Source organism: Dactylosporangium sp. NPDC006015, assembly GCF_040614215.1.
Classification (GTDB): Bacteria; Actinomycetota; Actinomycetes; order Mycobacteriales; family Micromonosporaceae; genus Dactylosporangium; species Dactylosporangium maewongense.
On record NZ_JBEXUD010000001.1, the window covers coordinates 74,952 to 100,636 of the forward strand.

The window sequence follows — 25,685 nt, forward strand, 5'->3', positions numbered from 1 at the left end:
CTCGCCGGTCGGACCGCGAAGAAGGTCAGCCGGCGGCCAGGCGGGGCAGGACCTCGCCGATCGGGTCGCGGACGAGCAGGTGGGCGATGGGGTCGTACGGGGTTTCGGCCGCGTTGATGATGACGACCATGGAGCCGGACTTGTGGGCGACGTCGACGAGGCCGGCGGCCGGGTGGACGGTCAGTGACGTGCCGATGGCCAGGAGCACGTCGCAGCCCATGGCGGCCTCGGCGGCGGCCTCGAGGGTCGGCAGGTGCATCGACTGGCCGAACGAGATGGTCGCCGACTTCAGCAGGCCGCCGCAGCTGAGGCAGGCGGGGTCGGGGTCGCCGGCGGTGACGCGGGCCAGGGTGTCGGGCATCGGGCGGCGTTCGGCGCAGGTGAGGCACTCGGTCTGGGAGAGCGTGCCGTGCAGTTCGATGACGTTCGAGGCGCCGGCGCGCTGGTGCAGGCCGTCGATGTTCTGCGTGATGACGGCGGTGACCTTCCCCGCGCGTTCCAGGTCGGCGAGGGCGTGGTGGGCGGCGTTGGGCTCGGCGGTCCACGCGGGGTTGTGCAGCCGCTCCTGCCACGCCCGGCGGCGCACCTGCGGGTCGGCCACGTAGTGGTCGATCGAGGAGAGCTTCATCGCCTCGGGGTCGCGGGTCCAGACGCCGTCGGGGCCGCGGAAGTCGGGGATGCCGGAGTCGGTGGAGATGCCGGCGCCGGTGAGGGCGACGACGGAGCCCGCATCGATCCAGGCCGCCAGGTTGCGCATCGGCCCGACTGTAGCCGCGACTCACTAGGCTGAGCACATGGGTTTCTCAGTGGACGCGGCACCCTGGGTCGGCGCGGTCGCCCGGGTCGAGCTCATCGTCAGCGACGCCGACACGGCGCAGGCGCTGGGGTCGGGTGACGTGCCGGTGCTCGGCACGCCGAAGGTGCTGGCGCTCGCGGAGGCGGCGAGCGTCGGTGCTCTGGTCAGGCGACTACCGCCGGGCTGGACGACGGTCGGCACGCGGGTCGAGCTGGAGCACCGCGCGGCCACCCCGATCGGCGGCAAGGTCGTCGTGGAGGCCCGCCTCGCCAAGACCGACGGCCGGAAGCTGGTGTTCGAGGTCGTCGCCCGCGACGGCAGCCAGGTCGTGGCGGAGGGCCGGGTCGAGCGCATGCTCGTCGACCGCCACAGGTTCGTGGAAAAGGCCCTGGGCCAGTAGGGAGAAGGCCCTGGGCCAGTAGCGAAGGCCCTGGGCCAGTAGACCTGGGCCAGTGGACAGGGCCAGTGGACGAGGCGCGGCGGCGCTAGGCGGGGATCGAGGTCACGTCCCGGTCGTGGTTGCGGTGCATGGCCAGCGCCGCCAGCAGGCGGGACGCCGGTTCGTCGGCGACGATGAGCGACACGTCGGCGATGTCCGCGACGCTCGTGGAGGACTGGGCGGCGGAAGAGGCGCCCGCGGCCGCAGGAGCGGCGGAGCGGGGGCCGCGGGTGGCGCCGGCGGAAGGGCCCGTCGAACGGGCGGCGAAGACGGTGCCCGCAGGCTCGGCGGCGGCGGAAGGACCCGCGGAGCGAGGGCCGTTGAACGCGCCGGCGGACGGACCCGCGGAGCGGGCGGCGAAGGCGGCGCCCGCGGCGTCAGCGCCCGGGGAGCCAGCCGCGGGGATCTGGATGTGGGCGCGGAGCAGCACGTCCACGCCGGTGCCCGAGGCGGCGATCGGCTTGCCGTGCTTGTACGCCTCGGCGACGAAGTGGACCGCCGGGCCGTCCACGGGCAGCGCGAGCACCCCGTCGGGGACGGCGACCGCGTCGTACACCACGGAGGCCACGGTGCTCAGTGCGCGGGTGACCTCCATGGGCAGGCCGTCGTCGGTCATCACGGTGCCGTCGACCGGGCCGAGCAGGTCGACGACGACGCCCTCGGCGGTGAGGTCGTCGCGCAGGCGGGCGACCCAGCGGGCGGAGACGCCGTCGCCCATGAGGACCGCGACCTTCCGGGTGGCCACCGGTGCCGGTGCGGCGGCGGCCTGGCTGAGGGACGTGGACGAGCGGCCGTGGTTTGCGACGGACCTGACCGGCTCCTCGACGCCGATCCCGGATGCGACCGCCGCCGCCAGGTCGTGGTCGATGCGGTTGAGGTGCTCGACCATCCGGACCCGGATCGCCATCGAGGTGACCCGGCCGAGCTCGAAGCGGTACGCCTCGACGATGTGCGCGCGCTCCCACGGCGCCATGCTGTTCCAGAACAGGGTCGCCTGGCTGTAGTGGTCGGCGAAGGTCACGCTCCGCTTGCGTTCCTTCGGCCCGTCGACGGTCTCCGGGTACGAGACGAAACCGGCGGGCGCCTCGGCGGCGAGGGAGCTGGGCGAGTACGTGACCCGGCTGGTCGGCACCCGCTGCTGGTGGGAGCCGTCCTGCTGGTGGTTGTGCACGGGCACGTGCGGCCGGTTGACGGGCAGCTGCGCGAAGTTGGGGCCGCCGAGCCGGTTGAGCTGCGAGTCCAGGTAGGAGAACAGCCGCGCCTGCAGCAGCGGGTCGTCGGTGAAGTCGATGCCGGGCACGATGTTGCCGACGTTGAACGCGACCTGCTCGGTCTCGGCGAAGAAGTTGTCGGGGTTGCGGTTGAGCGTGAGCCGCCCGACCGGCGTGACGGGCACGATCTCCTCGGGGACGAGCTTGGTGGCGTCGAGCAGGTCGACGTCGTCGAGGGCGAACTCGGAGAACAGCTGCACGCCGAGCTCCCAGGACGGGAAGTTCCCGGACGCGATCGCGTCCCAGAGGTCGCGGCGGTTGAAGTCGGGGTCCTGGCCGGAGATGCGCTGCGCCTCGTCGAAGACCAGCGAGTGGGTGCCGAGCGACGGCCTCCAGTGGAACTTGACGAACGTGCCGCGCCCCTGGCTGTTCACGAGGCGGAAGGTGTGCACGCCGAAGCCCTGCATCATGCGGTACGAGCGAGGCAGCGCCCGATCGGACATGCGCCAGATCACGTGGTGCATCGTCTCGGGCTGCAGCGACACGAAGTCCCAGAACGTGTCGTGCGCCGACGACGCCTGCGGCATCTCGTGGTGCGGCTCCGGCTTGAGCGCGTGCACCAGGTCGGGGAACTTGATGCCGTCCTGGATGAAGAAGACCGGCATGTTGCTGCCGACGAGGTCGAAGTTGCCCTGCCGGGTGTAGAACTTCGTGGCGAAGCCGCGCGCGTCGCGGGGCGTGTCGGTGGAGCCGCGGGAGCCCTGCAGGGTGGAGAACCGGACGAAGACGGGGGTCTCGGCGTCCGGGTCGGTGAGGAAGTCCGCCGTCGTGTAGTCGTCCAGCGGCGTGTGCAGCTTGAACACGCCGTGCGCTCCGGCACCGCGGGCGTAGACGACCCGCTCCGGGATCCGTTCGTGGTCGAAGCGCATCAGCTTCTCCCGCAGGTGGAAGTCCTCCAGCAGGCTCGGCCCGCGGGCACCGGCGCGCAGCGAGTTGTCGGTGTCGGCGACCGGGATGCCCTGGTCTGTGGTCAGCGCAGCGGTCATACCTACGGGCTACCGCGGTTCGCGCCGTTTACACGCGTTCGGCGGCATCTTCACCGCCGCGGAGGTGCGCCGCCACCTCCAGCACCGCCGCCGCCAGCTGCGCGCCGTCCACCCCGCGGCCCGGCGCGACGAGGTGCTGCACGACCACGCCGGTGAGCAGCGCCTGATAGAACGCACCGGTGCCGGGGCTGCCGCCGAAGAGCGCGGCGAGCCCCTCCTGCGCGGCGGCGAGCGAGTGCTGCCAGCGCTCGTGCAGCTCCGGCAGGACGGCGAGCTGCGCGACCACCTCGAACTGGAGCTTCCACAGCGCCGGCTGCGCCTCGACGGAGGCGATGATCCGCGCCCAGACGGCCTCGAACCTGGCGGCGGGGTCGTCGTCGGGCCCGTCGGCGGCGCCGCGCAGGGCTTCCTCCAGGGTGGCGCCCCAGGCTTCGAGGGCCTGGTCGAGCGCGGCGTTGAGCAGCGCGTCGGTGGTGCCGAAGTGGTATCCGATCGCGGCGAGGCTGACCCCGGCCGCCGACGCGACGTCGCGTGCGGTGGTGCGTGCGTAGCCCTTGTCGAGCAGGCACGCCAGCGCGCCCTCGAGGAGCTTCTCCTTGTTGCCCATGCCCCGAAGCATAGCGCCGTCTGACACAAGCGTCTTGCACATCTCTCTTGCACGTTTGTGTGAGACGTGCGTACAGTTCTCGGCATGACGCTGATGCTGATCGCCCCCGCCGCCCTCACCGCCGCTGCCGCCCTCGCCACCGCCCCCCTCGCCGTCCGGGCGGTCCTCAAGCACCGCCGCGCCGCCGAGGCGCGCATCACCAGCCCCGCCGGCATCGTCGAGGGTCGCTACGTCACCATCGGCGGCGTCGAGCAGTGGCTGCAGATCCGCGGCGAGGACCGGGCCAACCCGGTGCTGCTCGTCGTGCACGGCGGCCCCGGCTCGCCCTACTCGGTGTTCACCGCCGCGCTCCGCGAGTGGGAGAAGCACTTCACGGTCGTGCACTGGGACCGCCGCGGTTGCGGCCGGACGCTGCGCCGCAGCGGCCCGGAGAGCGGTACCTTCGAGCAGCTGGTCGCCGACGGCATCGAGGTCGCCGAGCACGTCCGCGCCCACCTGGGCAAGGACAAGGTGATCCTGATGGCCGGCTCGATGGGCACCATCGTCGGCCTGCCGATGGCCCGGCAGCGGCCCGACCTGTTCAGCGCGTACGTCGGCACCGACTTCTACGTGAACATGCTGGACAACGAGCGCCAGGGCCGCGCCGACACCCTCCAGCGCCTCCGCGAGGCCGGCAACCAGCGCGGGGTGGCGGCACTCGAGCACTTGGACGCCGACCCGCGCACCTGGGACGTCAAGGCCTGGGGCCGGCGCATGCAGTGGTCGATGGGCACCGACCCGTCCAACCCCAACGGTGGCCTGAAGAAGCTCTTCTCGCTGCTGCTGACCAAGCCCGACTACTCACTGCTGGACGTCGTCGCCTGGCTGAAGGGCTTCGCGGCGGTCCGGGACGGCATGTTCGAGCAGTTCATGCGCTGGGACGCCCGGGCTGACGGCACCCGCCTGGAGATCCCGTTCCACCTGTTCCAGGGCGCGCAGGACGTGGTCACCCTGACCGGTCCCGCCGTGGACTACTTCGCCGAGGTCGACGCCCCGGCGAAGTCCCTGGTCCTCATCGACGGCGCGTCCCACTTCGCCGCGTTCACGCACCCGAAGGAGTTCCTGGCGGCACTTCGTACCGTCGACGCCAACGCCTAAGCGTCCGACATGGGTCCCACGGCCGTGACCCTGATCGCCGCGAACCCCGTGGCGTCGGACTCGGCGAGATCCACCTCGGCGGTGATGCCCCAGTCGCGGTCGCCGGCCGGGTCGTCGAAGATCTGGCGCACGAACCACCGGTCCGGCTTCTGCTCGATGACGAGCAGGGCCGGACCTCTGGCGTCCGGGCCGACGCCGAGCGAGTCGTACTCGTCGAAGTAGTCCTCGATCGCGTCCTGCCAGTCGTCGGCGGTGAACCCGTGCTCGCCGTCGAGCTCCCCCAGCTCGTCGAAGCGGCGCAGCGCGGCCAGCTCGACCCGCCGGAAGAGCGCGTTGCGGACCAGGACGCGAAACGCGCGCAGGTTGCGGGTGACGGCCGGCGGGCGGTCGTCGAGCACCAGCTTCTCGTCCTCGGCCCCCGGGTTGCGCAGCCGCTCCCACTCGTCGATGAGGCTGGAGTCGACCTGCCGGACGAGCTCGCCGAGCCACTCGATGATGTCGGTGAGCTCCTCGGTCCGGGCGTCCTCGGGGACCGTCTGGCGCAGCGCCTTGAACGCGTCCGCCAGGTACCGCAGCACGAGACCCTCGGAGCGGGACAGGCTGTAGAAGTTGACGTACTCGACGAACGTCATGGCCCGCTCGTACATGTCGCGGACCACCGACTTCGGGCTGACCTGGTAGTCGGCGACCCACGGGTGGCCCTGCTTGTACAGGTTGTACGCGCTGTCGAGCAGCTCGTCGAGGGGCTTCGGGTGGGTGACGGTGTCGAGCAGCTCCAGGCGCTGCTCGTACTCGATGCCCTCGGCCTTCATCGCGGCGACGGCCTCGCCGCGGGCCTTGAACTGCTGCGCGGACAGGATCTGCCGCGGGTCGTCGAGCGTCGACTCGATCACCGACAGCACGTCCAGCGCGTACGCGGGCGCGTCCCGGTCGAGCAGCTCGATCGCGGCGAGGGCGAACGGCGACAGCGGCTGGTTGAGCGCGAAGTCCATCTGCAGGTCGACGGTGAGCCGGACCCGCCGACCCTCCTCGTCGGGCTCGGCGAGCTGCTCGACCACGCCGCCGGCGAGCAGCGCCCGGTAGATCGCGATCGCCCGGCGGATCAGGCGGCGCTGCGAGTGGACGTCCTCGTGGTTCTGCGTCAGCAGGTGCCGCATCGCGGCGAACGCGTCGCCGGGGCGGCTGATCACGTTGAGCAGCATCGCGTGCGACACGTGGAAGCTGGAGCGCAGCGGCTCGGGTTCGGCGTCGACGAGCCGGTCGAACGTGGGCTTGCCCCAGCCGATCGAGCCCTCCGGCGGCTTCTTCCGTACGACCTTGCGCCGCTTCTTCGGGTCGTCGCCGGCCTTCGCCAGGGCCCGCTCGTTGTCGATGACGTGGTCGGGCGCCTGCACGACGACCGTGCCGATCGTGTCGAACCCGGCGCGGCCGGCCCGGCCGGCGATCTGGTGGAACTCCCGCGCGTACAGCAGCCGCGTCTTCTGCCCGTCGTACTTGGACAGCGCGGTGAACAGCACCGTGCGGATCGGCACGTTGATGCCGACGCCCAGGGTGTCGGTGCCGCAGATGACCTTCAGCAGCCCGGCCTGGGCGAGGGTCTCGACGAGGCGGCGGTACTTGGGGAGCATCCCGGCGTGATGGACACCGATCCCGTGCCGGACGAGCCGCGACAGGGTCTTGCCGAAGCCCGCCGTGAACCGGAACCGGCCGATCGCCTCGGCGATCATGTCCTTCTCCGCGCGGGTCGACACGTTGATGCTCATCAGCGCCTGCGCCCGCTCCAGGGCGGCGGCCTGGGTGAAGTGCACGATGTAGACCGGTGCCTGCTTCGTGCTGAGCAGCTCCTCGATCGTCTCGTGCAGCGGGTCCATCGAGTAGCTGAACATGAGCGGCACGGGCCGTTCGGCGTTCTTCACCACGGCGGTCGGCCGGCTGGTGCGCGCCGTCAGGTCGTCGACGAACCTGGTGACGTCGCCGAGCGTCGCCGACATCAGCACGAACTGCGCCTGCGGCAGCTCGATCAGCGGCACCTGCCACGCCCAGCCGCGGTCGGGCTCGGCGTAGAAGTGGAACTCGTCCATGACGACGACACCGACGTCGGCGGTCGCGCCGTCGCGCAGCGCGATGTTGGCGAGGATCTCCGCCGTGCAGCAGATGATGGGCGCGTCGGCGTTGACGGACGCGTCGCCGGTGAGCATGCCGACGTTCTCCGCGCCGAACATCGCGACGAGGGCGAAGAACTTCTCCGACACCAGCGCCTTGATCGGCGCGGTGTAGAAGGTGGTCCGGTCGGTGGCGAGGGCGGCGAAGTGCGCCCCGGCGGCGACGAGGCTCTTGCCGGAGCCGGTGGGCGTGGACAGGATCAGGTTCGCCCCGGAGACGATCTCCATCAGGGACTCTTCCTGGTGCGGGTACAGCTCCAGGCCCTGCTCCATGGCCCACTCCGCGAACGCGTCGAAGACCGTGTCCGGGTCGCCGCCCCTGGGGACCCTGGCGGCCAGTCCGGCGCTCATGACTTCACGAAGATCAGGTCGGCGGGCGCGCGGCCGGCGTCCAGGGCGCGCTGCTCGAACTTCGTGACCGGCCGGTGGGACGGCCGCGGCGCGTAGCCGTCGTGGCGGTTGGTCAGGTTCGCGGCGTTCGTCAAGGTCTCCAGCATCCACTCCGCGTAGCCGGCGTCGTCGGTGGCGCAGTGCAGCAGCCCGCCGGTGCGCAGCTTCGCGGCCAGGAGCCCGACGTTGGCGGGCTGGATCAGGCGGCGCTTGTGGTGCCTGGCCTTCGGCCACGGGTCGGGGAAGAACACGTGCACCGCGTCCAGGGACCCGTCGGCGATGTGCTCCCGGCACAGGTCGAGGGCGTCGACGCTGACCACGCTCAGGTTCGCCAGGCCGCGCTGCTCGATGTTGGCGAGGAGGTTCGCCACGCCCGGCGTGTGGATCTCGACCGCCAGGTAGCGCCGGCCGGGGTCCGCGGCGGCCATCTCGAGGGTCGCCTCGCCCATCCCGGACCCGATCTCCAGGACGTCGACCCGGTCCCCGGGGGTGAACCCGTACGCGGTGGTGAGGCGCTCGAGGGCGTCGAAGTGCCGACCACTGAGCCGCCCCCGGCGCGGGTGATATGTCCGGATGGGCTTGCGGACGCGCTCGATGGTCTTCACGGGGTCAACAGCCTACCTGGATTCGTCGAGGTCGCGCCGGGTGCGCCGTATTGTGATCGTATGTCCTATCCACCGCCGTACTACCTCGGGCCAACCGGCGAGCTGTCGGCCACCTACCGCCCAGCGGCGACGCCGCCCGAGTTCACCTACGCGAACGGCAACACGGTGCACTACCTGGCCACCGGCCAGACGACGCACGGGCAGTTCGGCCTGTACCGGTGGGAGATGGGCCCGCAGCCGAGCGGCCCGGACCCGCACTACCACCGCTCGATCTCCGAGTCCTTCTACATCCTGTCGGGCTCGGTCCGCATCTATGACGGCAAGGAGTGGATCACCACGCAGCCCGGCGACTGGGTGCACGTGCCGGAGGGCGGCATCCACGCGTTCCGCAACGAGTCCGGCGAACCCGCCTCGATGCTGCTGCACTTCTCCCCCGGCGCGCCGCGGGAGGCCTACTTCGAGGGCCTCCCGCACCTGTCGTCGCTGAGCGCGCTGGAGCGCGACGAGTTCATGCTCGCCCACGACACGTTCTGGCTGGACTAACCCGGCAGGCGGGGTCCTGCCTCGCGCTGGGCGGCGAGCCACGACTCGACGGCGTCCGGGGAGCGGGGCAGGGCCTCCGACATGACGACGGCGCCGGTCGGGGTGACCAGGACGTCGTCCTCGATGCGGACGCCGATGCCGTGCAGCTCGGCGGGGACGAGCTCGTCGTCGGGCTGGAAGTACAGGCCCGGCTCGACGGTCAGGACGTACCCCGCGTCGAGGACACCCTCGCGGTAGCGCTCCTTGCGGGCCTCGCCGCAGTCGTGGACGTCCAGGCCGAGCATGTGCCCGAAGCCGTGCAGCGTCCAGCGCCGGTAGAAGATGCACGCCGGGTCCATCGCCTCGTCGACGCTGACCGGCAGGATGCCCAGGTCGGCGAGGCCCTCGGCGAGGACCCGCATGCAGGCCTGGTGCACGTCGTCGAACCTGGTGCCGGCCCGGATCACGTCGATGCCGGCCTGCTGGGAGCGGAAGACCAGGTCGTAGATCTGGCGCTGCAACGGGGTGAACGTACCGTTCACCGGGACGGTGCGGGTGACGTCGGCGGTGTACAGGTTGCGGTTCTCCACGCCCATGTCCATGAGCAGCAGGTCGCCCGGGCGGGTCCGGCCGTCGTTGCGGGTCCAGTGCAGGATCGCGGCGTGGGCGCCGTTGCCGACGATGGAGCCGTAGCCGACGGCGTTGCCGTCGTGGCGGGCGCGCAGGTTGAAGACGCCGTCGATGAGCCGCTCGCTGACCGGGCGGTCGGCGGGCAGGATGCGCGCGACGTCCTCGAAGCCGCGGGTCGTCGCGTCGATCGCGTCCTGCAGCTGCTCGATCTCCCAGGCGTCCTTCACGAGGCGGAGCTCCGCCAGCACCGTGGCCAGCTCGGCGTCACGGGCCGGATTCGCCGACCGGACGGCCCCGTCGACCGTGGGGTCGAACCCCCGCAGCACCCGGGTGCGCCCGGGCGCGGCGTCGTCGAGCGCGGCGGCGAGCCTGTCCAGGTGCGCGGTCTGCAGCTGCAGCTCGGTCGCCTTCTCCGCGAGGGTGTGCCGGCGGCCGATCCACAGCTCGCCGTGGTTGCGGTCGCGGAAGAACTCGTCGGTGTCGCGGGGCGAGCGGGGGCGCACGTAGAGGATCGCGTCGTGCCCGCCGCCGGTGGGGTGCAGCACGAGGACCGCGTCGGGGTCGTGCTCGCCGGTCAGCCACGCGTGGTCGGTGCCGGGACGGAACGGGTGGTACGTGTCGTTGGAGCGCACCTTGTCGACGCCGGTCGGGATGACGATCGTCTCACCGGGGAAGGCCGCGGACAGCTCGGCGCGGCGCTTGGCGTGGTCCGGCGCCTCCGGCCGGGGCGACACGTCGAGGGTCGAGTCGCGCCAGCCGGTGCGCATGAACTCGATGAACCGGTCCGGGAAATCCGGATCGTGCGACTGGCCACCCGCGTTCTCGTCCATCTCCGCCTGTCCTATCGCTGCGAATTCGTGCTCCTCCTGCGACGGTACCGCGTGCGAGACTTTCTCCTGAACGAGCGGAGGGACGGGATGGCTGGGCTGCTCACCTTCGTCAGTGCCCGTGGGCGGGCGGCGGCGCACCGGGACGCGGTCGTCGACGCGCTGGAGCTGCTGCGCCACCGCGGACCTGACGACACCAACGTGGTCGTGACCGACGACGTGGTGTTCGGGGCCGACCGGCTCGCCGTGCGGGACCTCACCGGCGGGCGGCAGCCGATGTCGTTCCCGCCGATGGGCGTGACCCGCGGGCGGTACCTCATCGTCTTCGACGGCGCGGTCCACAACGCCGACGAGCTGCGCGCGGAGCTGGTCGAGGACCGGGGCGCCGACTTCGCCACCGAGTCGGAGGCCGAGGTCATCCTCGCCGCGTACCACCACTGGGGGCCGAGCGCGGTCAGCCGGCTGCGCGGCATGTTCGCGTTCGTCATCTGGGACGGTTCGGCGAGGCGCGCCTTCGGCGCGCGCGACCCGTATGGCATCCGCCCGCTGTACCAGCTGACGACCGACGACGGCGTCTACCTCGCGTCCGAACGCAAGGCCCTGCTGCCCTTCGTCGCCGAGGAGCGCCGGCGCCTGGTCGACCCGGCCAACCTGCAGCACTACCTGACGATGCAGTACGTGCCGGAGCCGTCCACCCTGCATCCCGACATCCGGCGGCTGGGTGCGGGCGAGTCGTTCGTCTACACGCCCGGCGGCCCCCTCGCGAACCGCCGCTACGGCCAGCTGGACCTGCGCCCCACCCCGACCGGCGACGAGGACGGCCTGGTCCGGCGGATCACCTCGGCGCTGCGCGACAGCGTCCAGGCGCACCTGCGGGCCGACGTGCCGGTGGGCGCCTTCCTGTCCAGCGGCATCGACTCGACGGCCCTGGTGGCGCTCGCCGCCGAGGTCGATCCGGCGATCCGGACATATACCGTCGGGTACGACATAGCGCAGTTCTCCGAGTTGGAGGTGGCGGCGCAGTCCGCCCGCGCGCTCGGGGTGCCCAACGTGCCGCTGGAGGTCGGCCCGGCGGACCTGATGCGGGCGCTGCCGCGGATCGTCTGGCACCTCGACGACCCGGTCGCCGACCCGGCGCTCGTCCCGCTGTTCCTGCTCGCGGAGCGCGCCGCCCGGGACGTCACCGTGGTCCTCGGCGGCGACGGCGCCGACGAGCTCTTCGGCGGCTACCCGATCTACCGGGAGCCGTTGTCCCTCGCCGGCGTCAGCCACCTGCCCGACACCATGCAGCGCGGGCTGCGGGCGGTGTCGCGGGTGATCCCGCAGGGCGTGAAGGGCAAGAGCTTCCTGGAGCGCGGCACCACACCGATCGAGGAGCGCTACTACGGCAACGCGCGGGTCTTCACCGAGGAGGAGAAGGCGGCGCTGCTGCGGCACTACACGGCGGACATCAGGCACACCGACGTCACCGCGCCGGTCTTCAAGGAGGCCAGCGCGCTCGACGACGTCACCACGATGCAGTACATCGACCTGTACACGTGGCTGCGCGGCGACATCCTGGTCAAGGCCGACCGCATGACGATGGCGCACGGGCTGCAGCTGCGCACGCCCTTCCTGGACCGGGCCGTGTTCGAGGTCGCCTCGACGCTGCCGAGCGACCTGAAGGTGCCACCACGCTCGCGCACCCAGTCGCCGGTGACGAAGGCGGCGCTGCGCCGGGCCCTGGCCGGGGTCGTGCCGGACCCGATCGTCAACCGCGCGAAGCTCGGCTTCCCGGTGCCGATCCGGCCGTGGCTGCGCACCGAGATGCACGACTGGGCGCACGGTTTGCTCGACTCGTCGGGCGCCGGCGACCTCATCGACCTCGACGTGGTGCGCGGCCTGCTGAAGGCGCACCGCAAGAAGGAGGCCGACCACTCCCGCAAGATCTGGACGGTGCTGGTCTTCTGCATGTGGCACGCCGTGTTCGTCACGGAGACCGTCAAGCCCGTGATCCCCACGGCGGTGTCGCACTCCGTCGCCGACGGCCTGGGGTTAGATCCCTGGTGATCTTTACGCGGCACACTGTTCGCCGTGCTGGCAGGCGCTTAGCGTCGGTACTTGATGCTGCTCAAGTTCAGGCTCCAGAACTCCCGCTCGGTCCGTGACATCCAAGAGCTGACACTGCTCTCGGGCCCCGACGGCGGCTTCGGCGTGCCGCTGCGCTCCGGCTGTTCTGGTGCTCCTGGCCCTTCGCACGCGTCCGTCGCTCAGGGTTCCGCCGGCTCCTCACGTACCGCCGGATCCTCGTCCTCGGACAACACCGCCGGGGCGCTCCGCGTGTCGCCGCTGTGCGGGGTGTTCGGCCCGACCGCCGCCGGCAAGTCGACCATTCTGCGCGCCCTGTCCACGATGCGGTCCCTCGCCGTGTCCGGCAGCGACGTCCACGACGCCACGCAACGCTTCGAGCCCTTCCAGCTCGACCCGGCCGCCCGGCTGCTGCCGACCCGGTTCGAGATCGAGTTCCTGCTCGACGGCGTCCGGTACGTCTACGGCTGCGCCTACAAGCGCGACGAGATCGCCGGCGAATGGCTGCACGCCACGGACCGCGACCGGCGGCGGGTCTGGTTCGAGCGGGACCGCACCGGCATCCGCTGCCTGCCCGAGGCCCGCCTCGACCACCTCGCCGCCGCCTGCCCGTCCGCCGTCACGCTGCTGTCACTCGGCGCCGACGTGGAGCATCCGTGGCTCGCCCCGATCGCCGCGTGGCTGTTCGGCATCCGGACCGTCCGCCTCGCCCCCGGCACCCGGCTCGCCGGCGGCCTGGCCCACCTCTCCGACCGGTGGAGCGAGCAGCTGACGCTCCTGGTCAGCCACGCGGACCTCGGCGTCGTCGGCGTCGAGCGCGACCTGCTCCGCCTCGTCCACGCCGGCCGCTCCGGCTCGGTCCCCCTCGGCGGCTGGGCCGAGTCCGACGGCACCATCGCCTGGCTCGACCTGCTCGCCGCCCTGTTGCCGATGCTGGAACGCGGCGGCGTCCTGCTCGTCGACGACCTGGACGCCGCCGTGCACCCCGACCTCGCCGCCGAGGCGCTCCGACTGCTCCGCGACCGCGACCTCAACCCGGCCAGGGCGCAGCTGGTCTTCACCGCACGCACCCCGTTCGGCCCCGGCAGCGACGGCCTGCCCGTCCTGGATCCGGAGCAGATCTGGTACGTCGCCAAGGACTCCGACGGCGCCACCGTCCTCAGCCGCGCCCCCTCCGCCACCCAGCTCGGCCCCGGTGACCTCGCCCGCGAACTCTGGCTGGCACGTCAGCCGAAATGATGTACTGGCGCGATGACGGGACATGCGGTGGTCATCGGTGAAGCCCTGGTCGACCTGCTGGAGTCCACCACCGACGACGGCCAGATCGTCTACCACCCCGCCATCGGCGGGGCCCCCCTCAACGTCGCCGTCGGCATCGCCCGCCTGGGCGCCGCCAGCGAGTTCGCGGGCTCCGTCGGCGACGACCCCTGGGCCACCCGAATCGTCGACTTCCTCACCGCCACCGGCGTCGGCACCCGCGGCGTGGCCACCGTCCCCGGCGTCGCCACCACCTTCGCCGTGACCACCTTCCGCGGCATCGAACCGACCTTCCGCTTCTACGGCGACCCGCCCTCCTACGCCCTCCTGTCCCCCGCCGACCTGTCGACCGCCCTCGTCGGCTCCGCCGGGCTGCTGTACTGCGGCTCGATGTGCCTGCTCAGCCCGCCCGTCCTGGCCGCCGCCCGATCGGCCTGGGCCACCCCCGGCCCGATCCGCGTCTTCGACCCCAACGTCCGCCCGGTCGTCGGCGTCGACCCCGACGTGGTGGCCGAGTTCGCCGCGACGGCCGACCTGGTCAAGCTCAGCTCCGCCGACGCCGCCGCCCTGTGGGGCGAGTCCCCCGAGCACGCCGCCGGCCGCCTGCTCGACCTGGGCGCCGGCGCGGTCGTGGTGACCAGCGGCGCGGAGGGCGCCCTCGTCGCCCACGCCGCCGCCACCGTCCGCGTCCCCGCCCCCACCGTCACCGCCGTCGACGCCACCGGCGCGGGCGACGCCACCATGGCAGCCCTGTCCTGGGGCATCCTCACCAAGGGCCTCCCCACCACCCTCGACGGCTGGGCGGACCTCACCCGGGTCGCGGTCCACGTCGCCGCCCTGGTCTGCGAATCCCGCGGCGGCGCGGTCTCGATGCCCACCGTGGCCGCCCTGCAGGCCCGCTTCCCCACCCTGCCCCTGTAACCCACCCGTTCAGCGTTCCCGCGAACTCGTGCCGCAGGCCGTCGCCCCATGGCCTTGTCGTTCCGCGCGGCCATCGCCGTTCCGCGGTCTTTGTGGCCCGCAGCACGGCGCTCCCCGGGCTTGCGGACCGCAGGACGGCGCTCCCCGGGCTTGCGGACCGCAGGACGGCGCTCCCCGGGCTTGCGGACCGCAGGACGGCGATGGAAGGTCCTGTCCGTGATGACGGCGCGGGGATGGCCGGCACCACGGGTTTCGCCGCCCACGGCAGCGGGCGCTGGACACGACCGTCGCCCCCTCGACAGCCCACGCCAAGGCCGCCCGCATCGCACGCAGGCGGCTTCCCGGACCCGCCACCCGCCCGACTTCGCGCCCGCCACGCCTGACTTCGCGCCCGCCACACGCGCCTGACTTCGCGCCCGCCGCCCGCCCAACTTCGCGCCCGCCACCCGCCCGATCCAGCCCGACCCGCGCCCGGCGCCCGCTCAGCCCACGCTCACCGTCGGCCCAACCCGACCCGCGCTCACCGCCGGCCCGATCCGCGCTCGCCACCCATCTGGCCCACACCCCCTGCCGCTGCGAGCCGCGTGACCCGCAAGCACGGCAGGATCGCCAGGCCCGACGCGGGCACGGGCGGGCGCCGTCAAGGGGCGGGCGCCGTCAAGGAGAGCGTGGTCGGAGATCTCGACGTGGCCGGGATGCTGCCCGCAGGGCTGGCTCACCTGCCGCAAGAGCGGCGACCAGGTGAGCCCGAGCACGTCGCGCCGGCGCAGGGTACGGGCCGTCAGGCCAGAGCGACGCGCGTGGCGCCGCCGCCTGGGTGACGCGCGCGGGTGGGTGCGGGCGTCTGCGCTGGGTCGGGGTGACGGCGGGGCGGCTGGGGCGAGGCGGTTGGTCGATGGGAACGGGTGAGTGGCGCCGGGCATTCCGCTGTACAGCACGCTACTTCATGCCACCAAATCGTGGTTTCGCAGCGCGATGACCGCGTCGCCCAATGTTACTCATGTCGGCCGATGCGGTTGTTCGTACACTGGCCGGTGTGACGTCGGAGCAGCTCGGCCGCTATGTGCGTGGGAGCAGGATCGCGGCTGGGGTAGTCGCGTTGGCGCTGGTGGGGCTGCGGGTCGGGTACGAGTTCGGGGTGACCGAGTCGCGCACGCCGACGTGGCTGGCGGTGACGTTGCTGCTGGCGCCGGTCGTGCTGCTCAGCGGGGCGTTCGTGGGGTTCGGGATCATGCTGCGGCCGGTGATGCAGCCGCCGCCCGCGGCGTTGCGGGTGCGTGGGGACGCGTTCGTCGTGCCGGGGTCTCCGGTCTGGTCCGGGCGGGCGGCGATGGCGTGGGCGTTGCTCGGCACGTTGTTCCTGGAGAGCGACCCGAGCGCACCGGTCGAGCTGCGGGTCACGTTGAACACGGTCGCCGTGCTGCTCATCGGGCTGGCCGCGGTGCCGTTGCTGCGGGGGCCGCGGATCGTCTTCAGCCCCGACGGCCTCACGATCCGCGCGGGTGGCAGCCGGCGGGTCCGCTGGGACGACCTCGTACAGGTGCCGCAGCGACCACTGCCGCTCACCGTGCGCAGCCCGAAGCTGGCGCTCAGCATCCGGCGGCCGGGGCGGCATGAGCCGGGCTGGTTGCTGGTGCCGCTGGAGCTGCTGGCGGTCGAGCCGGTGTTCCTCGGATCGGTGGTCGAGCATTACGTGGAGCATCCGGACCGGCGGGCGGCGATCGGGACCGAGGCTGAGTACGCGAGGCTGACCGGCGTCACTTGAGCCCGCTGGTCGTTGGGTAAGAGGATCTGGTTAGGAGCCATCCCAGCACTAGGAGAGTGCGCATGACCGACCGACCCCGTCCCCCGTCGCCGTACGACTTCCTGCCCGCGGTGCCGGCGTTCGCGTTGACCAGCGAGGACCTCACCGACGGCGGCACGCTGCCCGACGCGCAGGTCTACGAGCGTGGCAACACCTCGCCCCACCTGAGCTGGTCGGGGTTCCCGGCCGGGACGAAGAGCTTCGCGCTGACCTGCTACGACCCGGACGCGCCGACAGGCGGCGGGTTCTGGCACTGGATCGTGTACAACCTGCCGGCGGACGCGACCGAGCTGCCGACGGGTGCCGGCACGGGTGACAAGGACGGCCTGCCGGACGAGGCGATCCACGCCCGCAACGACTACGGCACCCGGGACTTCGGCGGTGCGGCGCCGCCGCCGAAGGACGCGCCGCACCGGTACTTCTTCGCGGTGCACGCCCTGGACGTGGACGCCCTGGAGATCGGCGCCGACGCGGCGGCGAACGTCGTCGGGTTCAACGTGGTCGCGCACACGATCGCCCGGGCCGTGCTGGTGTCCGAGTTCGGGTTCTGACGCAAGGTGACACCGCCCGCGTGCCCACAAGCACGCGGGCGGTACACGAGGACGCCCACGCCACGTGGCAAAGCGAAGGCAAGGGTCCTGCAAGACCGATCCCACACAGTGGTCGGGTGGATCCCCTACTCCTTGTCCGGCGTGTGCCGGCGCACCGCCTCGCCGTGACCCGGCGCATCACCGCCCACTGGGGCACGCCGGCCACGTCCGGGGTGCAGTGGTGGGAGCTGGTCGATCCGATCTGCGACGACGAGCAGCCCGCCGCCGCGCTCGCCGCCGTCCGCCCCGACGGGGCCACGGTCAAGCTGATCCGTCTCGCCGCGCCGCCGGGGCGGCGCGACCTCGCGGTGCAGGTCCTGCAGGGGCTCGTCGACGCACTGCGCGCGGGTGAGGCGGAGCGGCTCGCCGCCGAGTTCCCCCCGAACGGGCACGACCTGCTGCGCCAGGCCGGCTTCCGGCAGCACGCCGGCGCATGGACCGTCGACCTCTGAAACAGAGATCTCTGAACGAGAAGGTCGAAGAAACGATCTACAAGGCGACAACCGGCTGCAAGAACTCCAACCGGTTGCCGTGCGGGTCGAAGGTGTGGAACCGCCGGTACCCGGGCAGCTCGTCGCTCCACGTCACCTGGTGGCCGGCCGCGGACAGCCGCGCGGCGAGCGCCGGCAGGTCGGGCCAGAGCAGCCCGGGGTGGGCCTTGCGCGCCGGCGTGAACGGCGTCTCCACCCCCAGGTGCAGCTCGATGCCGTGCCCGCGGAACCAGCAGCCACCCCTTCCGGCGAGCGCCGCCGGTTTCGGCACCACGGCGAGGCCGAGCAGGTCACCGTAGAAGGCGATCGACACCGCCTCGGAGCCCGCCGGGCAGGCGAGTTGGGCGTGGTGAATCATGTTTCACAGCTTGGTACACGCTTGCGGGTTTAACAAGACGGACGTACGGTTTTCTTGCTGGACGACGGTTGACGACGACTGGGCGTCCCACTTGCGGAAGACTTGCCGTGAGACACCCGCCTGATGACTTAAGGGAGCAACGCCGTGGCGAGCCTCGACACGTTCGGAGCCAAGAGCCAGCTGAGCGTCGGTGACGCCAGCTACGAGATCTTCAAGGTCGACAAGGTCGAGGGCGCCGAGCGCCTGCCCTACAGCCTGAAGATCCTCCTTGAGAACCTGCTGCGCACCGAGGACGGCGCCAACATCACCGCCGAGCACATCCGTGCGCTCGGTGGCTGGGACGCCACCGCCGAGCCCAGTGTGGAGATCCAGTTCACCCCCGCCCGGGTACTGATGCAGGACTTCACCGGCGTCCCGTGCGTCGTCGACCTGGCCACCATGCGCGAGGCCGTCGTCGAGCTCGGCGGCGACCCGACCCGCGTGAACCCGCTCGCCCCCGCCGAGCTGGTCATCGACCACTCGGTCATCGCCGACCTGTTCGGCCGGCCGGACGCCTTCGAGCGCAACGTCGAGCTGGAGTACGGGCGCAACAAGGAGCGCTACCAGTTCCTGCGCTGGGGCCAGACCGCGTTCAACGAGTTCAAGGTCGTGCCCCCGGGCACCGGCATCGTGCACCAGGTCAACATCGAGTACCTGGCGCCGGTCGTCATGCCCCGCAAGGGCCAGGCCTACCCGGACACGGTCGTCGGCACCGACTCGCACACCACGATGGTCAACGGCCTGGGCGTCGTCGGCTGGGGCGTCGGCGGCATCGAGGCGGAGGCCGCGATGCTCGGCCAGCCCGTGTCGATGCTGATCCCGCGGGTCGTGGGCTTCAAGCTCAGCGGCGAGCTCCCCGAGGGCTGCACCGCCACCGACCTGGTGCTCGTCATCACCGAGAAGCTGCGCAAGCACGGCGTCGTCGGCAAGTTCGTCGAGTTCTACGGCCCCGGCGTCAGCGCCGTCCCGCTCGCCAACCGCGCCACGATCGGCAACATGAGCCCGGAGTACGGCTCGACCGTCGCGATCTTCCCGATCGACGACGAGACGATCAAGTACCTCCGCCTCACCGGCCGCGACGAGGCCCAGGTCGCGCTCGTCGAGGCGTACGCCAAGGAGCAGGGCCTCTGGCACGACCCGGCCGCCGAGCCGGACTACTCCGAGCGTCTCGAGCTGGACCTGTCCACCATCGAGCCCTCCCTCGCGGGCCCGAAGCGGCCCCAGGACCGGGTGCCGCTGAAGAGCGCCAAGCCGTTGTTCCGAGGTGTACTGGGTGACTACGTCGCCGACGGTGGCATCGAGGGCCCGGCCGACGAGGCGAGCGCCGAGTCCTTCCCGGCCAGCGACCCGCCCGCCAACCACCTGCAGGCCAACGGCGACAAGCCGCACGACCTCGTCTCGGCCGCCCGCGGCGCCAACGGGCGCCAGTCGAAGCCGGTGAAGGTCGGCGACTTCGAGCTCGACCACGGCGCCGTCGTCATCGCCGCGATCACCTCCTGCACCAACACGTCCAACCCGCAGGTCATGATCGGCGCCGGCCTCCTGGCCCGCAACGCCGTCGAGCGGGGCCTCACCGTCAAGCCGTGGGTGAAGACCACCCTGGCGCCCGGCTCGAAGGTCGTCACCGACTACTACGAGCGGGCGGGGCTCACCGCGTACCTCGACAAGCTCGGCTTCAACCTCGTCGGGTACGGCTGCACGACCTGCATCGGCAACTCCGGCCCGCTGCCCGAGGCGGTGAGCGCCGCCGTCAACGAGCACGACCTCAGCGTCGTGTCGGTGCTGTCCGGCAACCGCAACTTCGAGGGCCGCATCAACCCCGACGTGAAGATGAACTACCTCGCGTCGCCGCCGCTCGTCGTCGCGTACGCCCTCGCCGGCACCATGGACCTGGACCTCACCAGCGAGCCGCTCGGCACCGGCTCCGACGGCCAGCCGGTGTACCTCCGCGACATCTGGCCCACGCCGAAGGAGGTCGAGGACACCATCGCCGCGGCGATCGGCAGCGACCTGTACAACTCCCGCTACGCCGACGTGTTCGCCGGCGACGAGCAGTGGCAGTCGCTGCCCACGCCGACCGGCTCCACGTTCGAGTGGGACGCCGAGTCGACGTACGTGCGGAAGCCCCCGTACTTCGAGGGCATGGCCACCTCGCCGGCCCCGGTCTCCGACATCAGCGGCGCCCGGGTCCTGGCGAAGCTCGGCGACTCGGTCACCACCGACCACATCTCCCCCGCCGGCTCGATCAAGGCCGACTCCCCCGCCGGCAAGTATCTCGCCGCGCACGATGTGGACCGCAAGGACTTCAACTCGTACGGCTCCCGGCGCGGCAACCACGAGGTGATGATCCGCGGCACGTTCGCGAACATCCGCCTGCGCAACCAGCTCGCCCCCGGCACCGAGGGCGGCGTCACCGTCAACCACCTCACCGGTGAGCAGACGACCATCTACGACGCCTCCGTCGCGTACGCCTCGTCGGGCACGCCGCTGGTGATCCTCGCCGGCAAGGAGTACGGCTCCGGCTCGTCCCGCGACTGGGCCGCGAAGGGCACCGCCCTGCTGGGCGTCCGCACCGTCATCGCCGAGAGCTACGAGCGCATCCACCGCTCCAACCTCATCGGCATGGGCGTCCTGCCGCTGCAGTACCCGCAGGGCCAGAACGCCGAGTCCCTGGGCCTCACCGGCACCGAGACCTTCACGGTCACCGGCGTCGAACAGCTCAACGACGGCACCACCCCCCGCACCGTCAAGGTCACCACCGACACCGGCACCGAGTTCGACGCCGTCGTCCGCATCGACACCCCCGGCGAGGCGGACTACTACCGCCACGGCGGCATCCTCCAGTACGTCCTCCGCAAGATGATCGAGGCGTAACCAGAGGCTCCAACGCGACGGGCCGGCCACCACCACGGTGACCGGCCCGTCCTCTTGCCCTCGCTGCGATCGCACCCGGGGCGTCGCCTCGATCGTCAGTACACGTGGCGGCAGTTCGCGTCCCGCCCGTTGAACCACAGCATCCGATACGACGTATCGATCCCGAACACGCCGTCGACGGCGGCGCCTTCGAGCTTCTGGATTCGGCGCAGCGCGTCCTCCGTGATCGGCCCGAAGTCCCCGTCGGATTTGACCTCCTGAGGGAATCCGATCGACCTGAGCCACGCGCCGTAGCAGACGCGGATCGCCTCCTGCAGGATAATGACTCCGTCGGTCCGGTGACCACGCTGCATCCAGCACCGGTAGTCACCCGTCGAGGAGGAGGGCCGGTAGATCGAGGTCCGGACGTAGCTCGTGCACACCGGCACCGCCGCAGCCGCCGGCTCCGCGAGCAGCACCACGCTCCCGGCGGCCCCGATGACCAGCGCCGCGGCCAGCGACGCAACTCGTTGGCGAACGTTGATATTCACATCCGGCATTGTCGCTGCCTGGATCGGCCACTACCGCCCGCGCAGACAAACCGGCCGATTCCGGCTGTCACCACGCTTCGGCCGAGGACAGGCCCGGTGCCCGAGTGCCCGCGAAGCCACTGGTTCCGCCGGTGTCCGCCGTGCCCGCTCCCGGCTTCCCCGCGAGCGGGCACGCACTGCGAACGCCTCGGGGTCAGCTGGGGATGGTGTAGCGCTGGACGACGCGGGTGTCGGGGTTGAGGGCGACGACCGTGTTGTCCGACATCGAGACCTCCTGGAGGATGTCGTCCTTGGCGAGGTCGGCGGTGCCGACGATCTTGTTGTCGGCGACGTTGACGATCGCGACCTGGACGGCGGAGGCCGCGTTGCGGAAGCTGACGATGGCGACCCGGCCGGCGGCGCAGGCGGCGACGTCATGGGCGTCGAGGCTCTGGCCGAGGTAGAACTGGTTGTTGCCGTTGGCCGGGTCGATGACCGCGCCCTCGCCGATCTCGCCGGACGAGCCGAAGCCGCCGATCAGCTTGCCGCCGACCACGGCCCACTCGCCGTCGCTGGTGATGAGGCTCTTGCCGTCGGCGGGCGGGGTCTTGGTCCACTTGGCCGTGCCGGTGGCGGTGTCGACGGCGACGATGGCGTCCTTCGACGACGACAGCTCGGCCTGCACGCAGACGAGCTTCTCGCCGCAGGGGCGGATGTCGCCGATCTTGGTGCCGGCGGTGCCCCGGTACTGCCACTTCTGCTTCATGTCGGACAGGCCATAGGCGATGATCGAATCGTCGTCGGGCTTGACGATCGCCAGGTCGTTGTAGACGGTCCAGGCCTCGTCGCCCTTGGAGATAGCGCCGGTCGCCTTCACCTTGCCCGAGTTGAGGTCGATCGTGCTCGCCTTGCCATCCGCCTGCAGCTGCACGGCCACGGCGGTGTCGGCCGTGAGGGACTGCTTGTAGGGCACCCGCTTGGCGAAGGTCAGCGAATAGGTGGGAACGATCACGTCGGCGGGCGATTCGGCGGTGGCCCATCGGGCCGACGCGCGCACTGCCCGATGGCCGAGCGAGTAGACGGCCTTGGCACCAGGGTGCGACCAGCGGGCCTTGCCGTCGAGCAGGTTGATGCGCTCGATCGCGGTGTTGTTGAAGCCGCGAAACTCGGTGATCGCGTCGGTGCCGATGTAGAGGGCGTCGATGCGGTCGATGAACGGGGCGGTCCACTTCACGGTGCCGGTCGCGATGTCGACCACGCTCCGGCTGTTCTCCTTCTCGGCCTGCTTCAGGTCCTCCTCGCCGTCGACGATCAGCAGGTTGCCCACGACGGTGAGGTGCACCTCCTTCGGCTCCATCGGGAGCTGGACCCGGAACTTCTGGCCGCCGGTGGCCTCATAGCCGACGACGTCGGTCGAGCCGACGCTGACCGCCGCCGTGAACACCATGCCGTTGCCGGCCACCGCGGCGACGGCGCCCTCGCTCGGCAGGGTGATCGGCGTCCCCGACCTGAGCCCCTGGATCTTCGGGTCCTTGACGGTGCCGTTGTCGTTGGCGGTGGTGTTGTCCGGCAGGCCGTCCTTCACGGACTCGAACTGGTCGCCGATCCAGGTGAAGACCTTGGAGCCGCCCCAGAGGCAGCCGCCGATGAGGGACAGGACGATGACGAGGGCGATCCAGGGGGCGGCGCTGCGGCGGGGGCGGACGATGACCGGCGGGGGTGGGGTGAACGCGGGCTGGCCGCCCGGCGGGAACGTCGTGGCGCCGAAGCCGCCCTGGCCGGGCGGGCCACCCGGAGCGCCGAAGCCGGGACCGCCGGGGCCGCCCGGAGCGCTGAAACCGGGACCGCCCTGGCCGGGTGGGCCGCCGGGAGTGCTGAAGCCGCCGGGGGCGCCGATGCCGGCGGGGACGTCGGGGCGGGCCAGGCCGGGAGCGCCCGCGGGGACGCCGGGGGCGGGCCGGACGCCGGGCGGAGCGGTCGCGCCGAACGCCGCCGGGCCGCCGAAACCGGGCCCGCCGGGACGGCCGCTCTGGTTGGGGACGAAGGCGGCCGGGGACGACGGAGAGGCGGCGTTGAAGGTCTGCGACAAGTTCGCCGGGGAGCCATAGGCACCCGGAGAGGTCGGGGACGACGAACCGCCGATCCCCGCGATCGGGACCGAGAGCGGGTGGGAGGAGGTGCCGCTCGGGGAGACCGGGGTGCCGGAGACCGGGCGGGGGGCCGGGGACTGGCCGCCGTCGAAGAGCTGCTGGGGTGAGGTGGCGATGGCGAGCATGCCGCCATAGGCGACGGGCAGCTCGGGCTGCTCGGGCACGACCGGGGCGACGCCGAAGCGGGCGTGCAGGCGGCTCGCGACGAGCGGGATGCGGGAGGAGCCGCCGACGAGGAAGATGCCGGCGAGCTGGCGGACGTCGACGCCGGCGCGCTCCAGGACGCGGCGGGTCTCGTCGACGGCGCGGTCGATGAGAGGGCCGGCGACGCGCTCCAGCTCCTCGCGGGTGATGTGCAGGGCCTCTTCGGTGCCGGGGACGTGGATCGGGGCGGAGGCGGCGCGGGACAGCATCTCCTTCGCGGCGCGGACCTCGGTCCACAGGGCGCGGCGGTCGCGGTGCGCGGCGATGCTGTCAGGGTTGGCGAGGCGCTGCCAGATGTCGGGGTTGCGCAGGCTGATGAGCTGGCCGAGGTGGCCGACGAGGGCCGCGTCGATGTCGACGCCGCCGAGGTCGTCGAGGCCACCGACGCCGAGGACGCGCAGACCGCCCGGGCCGCCCGCGGCGGCGGGCTCGCGGCGCACCACGGAGACGTCGAGCGTGCCGCCGCCGAAGTCGAACACGGCGAGCGACTGCAGCGGCGCGACCTGCTGGCCGAGGACGCGCAGGCAGTAGGTGGCGGCGGCGATCGGCTCGTCGACGAGGACGACCGGGCCGAGGTTGGCGGCGCGGGCCGCCTCCAGCAACACGTTGCGCCGCTGGCCGCCCCAGTCGGCGGGGCAGGTGAGGACGGTGGAGCCGACCGGGTTGACCCCGGCCTGCAGGGACTCGTCGGCGACCCGCTTGAGCAGCGCGGAGAGCATCTCGACGACGGTGACCTCGGTGTCGCCGAGCAGGACCGCGCCCTCGTCGACGCTGCGCTTCGGGTAGGGCTCGAAGCGGGACGGGGCCAGCTGGGAGAGCCGCTCCGCGTCGCGGCCGACGGAGAGCTTGCCGCTCTCGTCGGCGTAGATGCCGGACGCCATGACCGGCGAGCCGTCGAAGAGCAGCGCGCGCGGGGCGTCGTCACCACGGCGGACGACCGCCACGGTGTGGCAGGTGCCCAGATCGATCGCGAGACGATGGGTCGGCCCCACGCCCTCACCTCCAAAGACCCCGGGATCGTACGGCAGCGGTACGACATTTCCGATCGGCGGTTTGGGGTAGACAGGAAGCCGACACAGAAACGGGAGGGTCGATGCGCGCAGTCGTGTTCGAGCAGTACGGCGACCGGGAGGTCCTGCGGGCGAAGGACGCCCCGGACCCGCAGCCGGGGCCGGGCGAGGTCCTGGTGCTCGTGGAAGCCAGCGGGGTGAATTTCATCGACGTGTACCAGCGCAGCGGCACCTACCAGGTGCCGCTGCCGTTCGTGCTGGGCAGCGAGGGCGGCGGCACGGTGCTCAGCTTCGGTGACGGGGTGGAGGGCCTTGCCCCCGGCGACCGGGTGGCGTGGACGGGCGTCCCCGGCAGCCACGCGGAGCAGGCCGTCGTCCCGGCGGACCGGCTGGTGCCCGTGCCGGACGGGATCAGCACCGAGCAGGCGGCCGCGGCGATGCTGCAGGGCCTCACCGCGCACTACCTGACCCACGACTCCTACCCGGTGCGCGCCGGGGACACCGTCCTGGTGCACGCCGCCGCGGGTGGGGTCGGGCGCCTGCTGACGCGGATCATCACGCACCTCGGCGGCCGGGTGGTGGCGACCGCCGGCACGCCCGCGAAGCGGGAGATCGCCCTCGCCGACGGTGCGGTGCGGGCCGTCCCGTACGACGAGGCCCTGCAAGCCGTCCGCGAGGTCAGCGACGGCGCGGCGGCCGTGTACGACGGCGTGGGCAAGGACACGTTCGACACCAGTCTCGAAGCGCTCCGCCCACGCGGCACCCTCGTGCTGTTCGGCGCGGCGAGCGGGAAGGTGCCGCCGGTCGACCCGCTGCGCCTCATGGCGGGGTCCTACATGCTGACCCGCCCCACCCTGGGGCACTTCATCGCGAAGCGGCACGAACTGCTCGAACGCGCCGAAACGCTGTTCGGCTGGATCGCGGACGGCGTCGTCGAGGTGGCCGTCACCGGGAAGTACCCGCTGGACGCCGTACAGGACGCGTATGCCGCACTGGAGGGCCGGCACTCGACCGGGAAGCTGCTCATTATTCCGTGATC

Annotated in this window: 20 protein-coding genes; 11 read left to right on the plus strand and 9 right to left on the minus strand. The window is 71.8% G+C overall.

The window, feature by feature from the left end:
- Positions 1-25 precede the first annotated feature (25 nt).
- Positions 26-757 carry an NAD-dependent deacylase gene (locus ABZ321_RS00265; protein WP_354888067.1) on the minus strand — a complete coding sequence of 244 codons (732 nt, stop codon included), beginning with the start codon at positions 755-757 and terminating at the stop codon, positions 26-28.
- A 37-nt stretch (positions 758-794) separates the two neighbouring features.
- Here ABZ321_RS00265 and ABZ321_RS00270 point away from each other — a divergent pair, with 37 nt between their 5' ends.
- Positions 795-1,196: a hotdog domain-containing protein gene (locus tag ABZ321_RS00270; protein WP_344502945.1), complete on the plus strand. Its 402-nt coding sequence runs from the start codon at positions 795-797 to the stop codon at positions 1,194-1,196.
- Positions 1,197-1,281: 85 nt separating this feature from the next.
- On the opposite strand, the gene ABZ321_RS00275 is transcribed toward ABZ321_RS00270, so the two are convergent.
- Both ABZ321_RS00275 and ABZ321_RS00280 read right to left on the minus strand, forming a co-directional pair.
- The gene (locus ABZ321_RS00275) at positions 1,282-3,492 is read right to left on the minus strand and encodes a catalase (RefSeq protein ID WP_354888070.1); all 2,211 of its coding nucleotides are present in this window, start codon (positions 3,490-3,492) and stop codon (positions 1,282-1,284) included.
- Between the two features lie 28 nt (positions 3,493-3,520).
- Positions 3,521-4,099 carry a TetR/AcrR family transcriptional regulator gene (locus ABZ321_RS00280; protein WP_354888073.1) on the minus strand — a complete coding sequence of 193 codons (579 nt, stop codon included), beginning with the start codon at positions 4,097-4,099 and terminating at the stop codon, positions 3,521-3,523.
- Between the two features lie 84 nt (positions 4,100-4,183).
- Between ABZ321_RS00280 and ABZ321_RS00285 the strand changes: the two genes are divergently transcribed.
- Positions 4,184-5,236, plus strand: a complete 1,053-nt coding sequence (locus ABZ321_RS00285) for an alpha/beta hydrolase (protein ID WP_354888075.1) — start codon at positions 4,184-4,186, stop codon at positions 5,234-5,236.
- Here ABZ321_RS00285 and ABZ321_RS00290 read toward each other — a convergent pair.
- Both ABZ321_RS00290 and trmB read right to left on the minus strand, forming a co-directional pair.
- Positions 5,233-7,749: a DUF3516 domain-containing protein gene (locus ABZ321_RS00290; RefSeq protein WP_354888078.1), complete on the minus strand. Its 2,517-nt coding sequence runs from the start codon at positions 7,747-7,749 to the stop codon at positions 5,233-5,235. The two genes, ABZ321_RS00285 and ABZ321_RS00290, sit on opposite strands and share 4 nt — an antisense overlap.
- Positions 7,746-8,393 (minus strand): tRNA (guanosine(46)-N7)-methyltransferase TrmB, encoded by a 648-nt coding sequence (gene trmB / locus ABZ321_RS00295; protein WP_344502950.1) that lies wholly within the window; start codon positions 8,391-8,393, stop codon positions 7,746-7,748. The genes ABZ321_RS00290 and trmB overlap by 4 nt, the downstream gene beginning before the upstream one ends.
- A gap of 60 nt (positions 8,394-8,453) precedes the next feature.
- Here trmB and ABZ321_RS00300 point away from each other — a divergent pair, with 60 nt between their 5' ends.
- Complete coding sequence (locus ABZ321_RS00300) at positions 8,454-8,936, plus strand: cupin domain-containing protein (protein WP_354888081.1); 483 nt, start codon at positions 8,454-8,456, stop codon at positions 8,934-8,936.
- On the opposite strand, the gene ABZ321_RS00305 is transcribed toward ABZ321_RS00300, so the two are convergent.
- Positions 8,933-10,375: an aminopeptidase P family protein gene (locus tag ABZ321_RS00305; protein ID WP_344502952.1), complete on the minus strand. Its 1,443-nt coding sequence runs from the start codon at positions 10,373-10,375 to the stop codon at positions 8,933-8,935. The genes ABZ321_RS00300 and ABZ321_RS00305 overlap by 4 nt on opposite strands.
- An 87-nt stretch (positions 10,376-10,462) precedes the next feature.
- Between ABZ321_RS00305 and asnB the strand changes: the two genes are divergently transcribed.
- From asnB to ABZ321_RS00335, 6 genes are all read left to right on the plus strand, one after another.
- Positions 10,463-12,421: an asparagine synthase (glutamine-hydrolyzing) gene (asnB, locus tag ABZ321_RS00310; protein ID WP_344502953.1), complete on the plus strand. Its 1,959-nt coding sequence runs from the start codon at positions 10,463-10,465 to the stop codon at positions 12,419-12,421.
- A 54-nt stretch (positions 12,422-12,475) separates the two neighbouring features.
- Positions 12,476-13,678, plus strand: coding sequence for an ATP-binding protein (locus tag ABZ321_RS00315; RefSeq protein WP_344502954.1), 1,203 nt, complete (start codon positions 12,476-12,478; stop codon positions 13,676-13,678).
- Positions 13,679-13,690: 12 nt separating this feature from the next.
- The gene (locus ABZ321_RS00320) at positions 13,691-14,617 is read left to right on the plus strand and encodes a PfkB family carbohydrate kinase (RefSeq protein ID WP_344502955.1); all 927 of its coding nucleotides are present in this window, start codon (positions 13,691-13,693) and stop codon (positions 14,615-14,617) included.
- Positions 14,618-15,653: 1,036 nt separating this feature from the next.
- The gene (locus ABZ321_RS00325) at positions 15,654-16,382 is read left to right on the plus strand and encodes a hypothetical protein (RefSeq protein WP_354888086.1); all 729 of its coding nucleotides are present in this window, start codon (positions 15,654-15,656) and stop codon (positions 16,380-16,382) included.
- A gap of 62 nt (positions 16,383-16,444) precedes the next feature.
- Positions 16,445-16,972, plus strand: a complete 528-nt coding sequence (locus ABZ321_RS00330; protein WP_344502957.1) for a YbhB/YbcL family Raf kinase inhibitor-like protein — start codon at positions 16,445-16,447, stop codon at positions 16,970-16,972.
- Between the two features lie 116 nt (positions 16,973-17,088).
- Positions 17,089-17,463 (plus strand): hypothetical protein, encoded by a 375-nt coding sequence (locus ABZ321_RS00335; protein ID WP_344502959.1) that lies wholly within the window; start codon positions 17,089-17,091, stop codon positions 17,461-17,463.
- A gap of 37 nt (positions 17,464-17,500) precedes the next feature.
- On the opposite strand, the gene ABZ321_RS00340 is transcribed toward ABZ321_RS00335, so the two are convergent.
- On the minus strand, positions 17,501-17,860 hold the full coding sequence (locus ABZ321_RS00340) for a VOC family protein (protein WP_354888090.1): 360 nt from the start codon (positions 17,858-17,860) through the stop codon (positions 17,501-17,503).
- Positions 17,861-18,004: 144 nt separating this feature from the next.
- On the opposite strand from ABZ321_RS00340, the gene acnA reads away from it, so the two are divergent.
- Positions 18,005-20,773, plus strand: a complete 2,769-nt coding sequence (gene acnA / locus ABZ321_RS00345) for an aconitate hydratase AcnA (RefSeq protein WP_344502961.1) — start codon at positions 18,005-18,007, stop codon at positions 20,771-20,773.
- A 95-nt stretch (positions 20,774-20,868) separates the two neighbouring features.
- Here the strand turns inward: acnA and ABZ321_RS00350 are convergent, their stop codons facing one another.
- Positions 20,869-21,303 (minus strand): peptidoglycan-binding domain-containing protein, encoded by a 435-nt coding sequence (locus tag ABZ321_RS00350; protein WP_344502962.1) that lies wholly within the window; start codon positions 21,301-21,303, stop codon positions 20,869-20,871.
- A 193-nt stretch (positions 21,304-21,496) separates the two neighbouring features.
- Positions 21,497-24,628: an Hsp70 family protein gene (locus tag ABZ321_RS00355; RefSeq protein WP_354888094.1), complete on the minus strand. Its 3,132-nt coding sequence runs from the start codon at positions 24,626-24,628 to the stop codon at positions 21,497-21,499.
- 101 nt (positions 24,629-24,729) lie between these two features.
- Here ABZ321_RS00355 and ABZ321_RS00360 point away from each other — a divergent pair, with 101 nt between their 5' ends.
- Complete coding sequence (locus ABZ321_RS00360) at positions 24,730-25,683, plus strand: quinone oxidoreductase (RefSeq protein WP_344502964.1); 954 nt, start codon at positions 24,730-24,732, stop codon at positions 25,681-25,683.
- Positions 25,684-25,685: the final 2 nt, after the last annotated feature.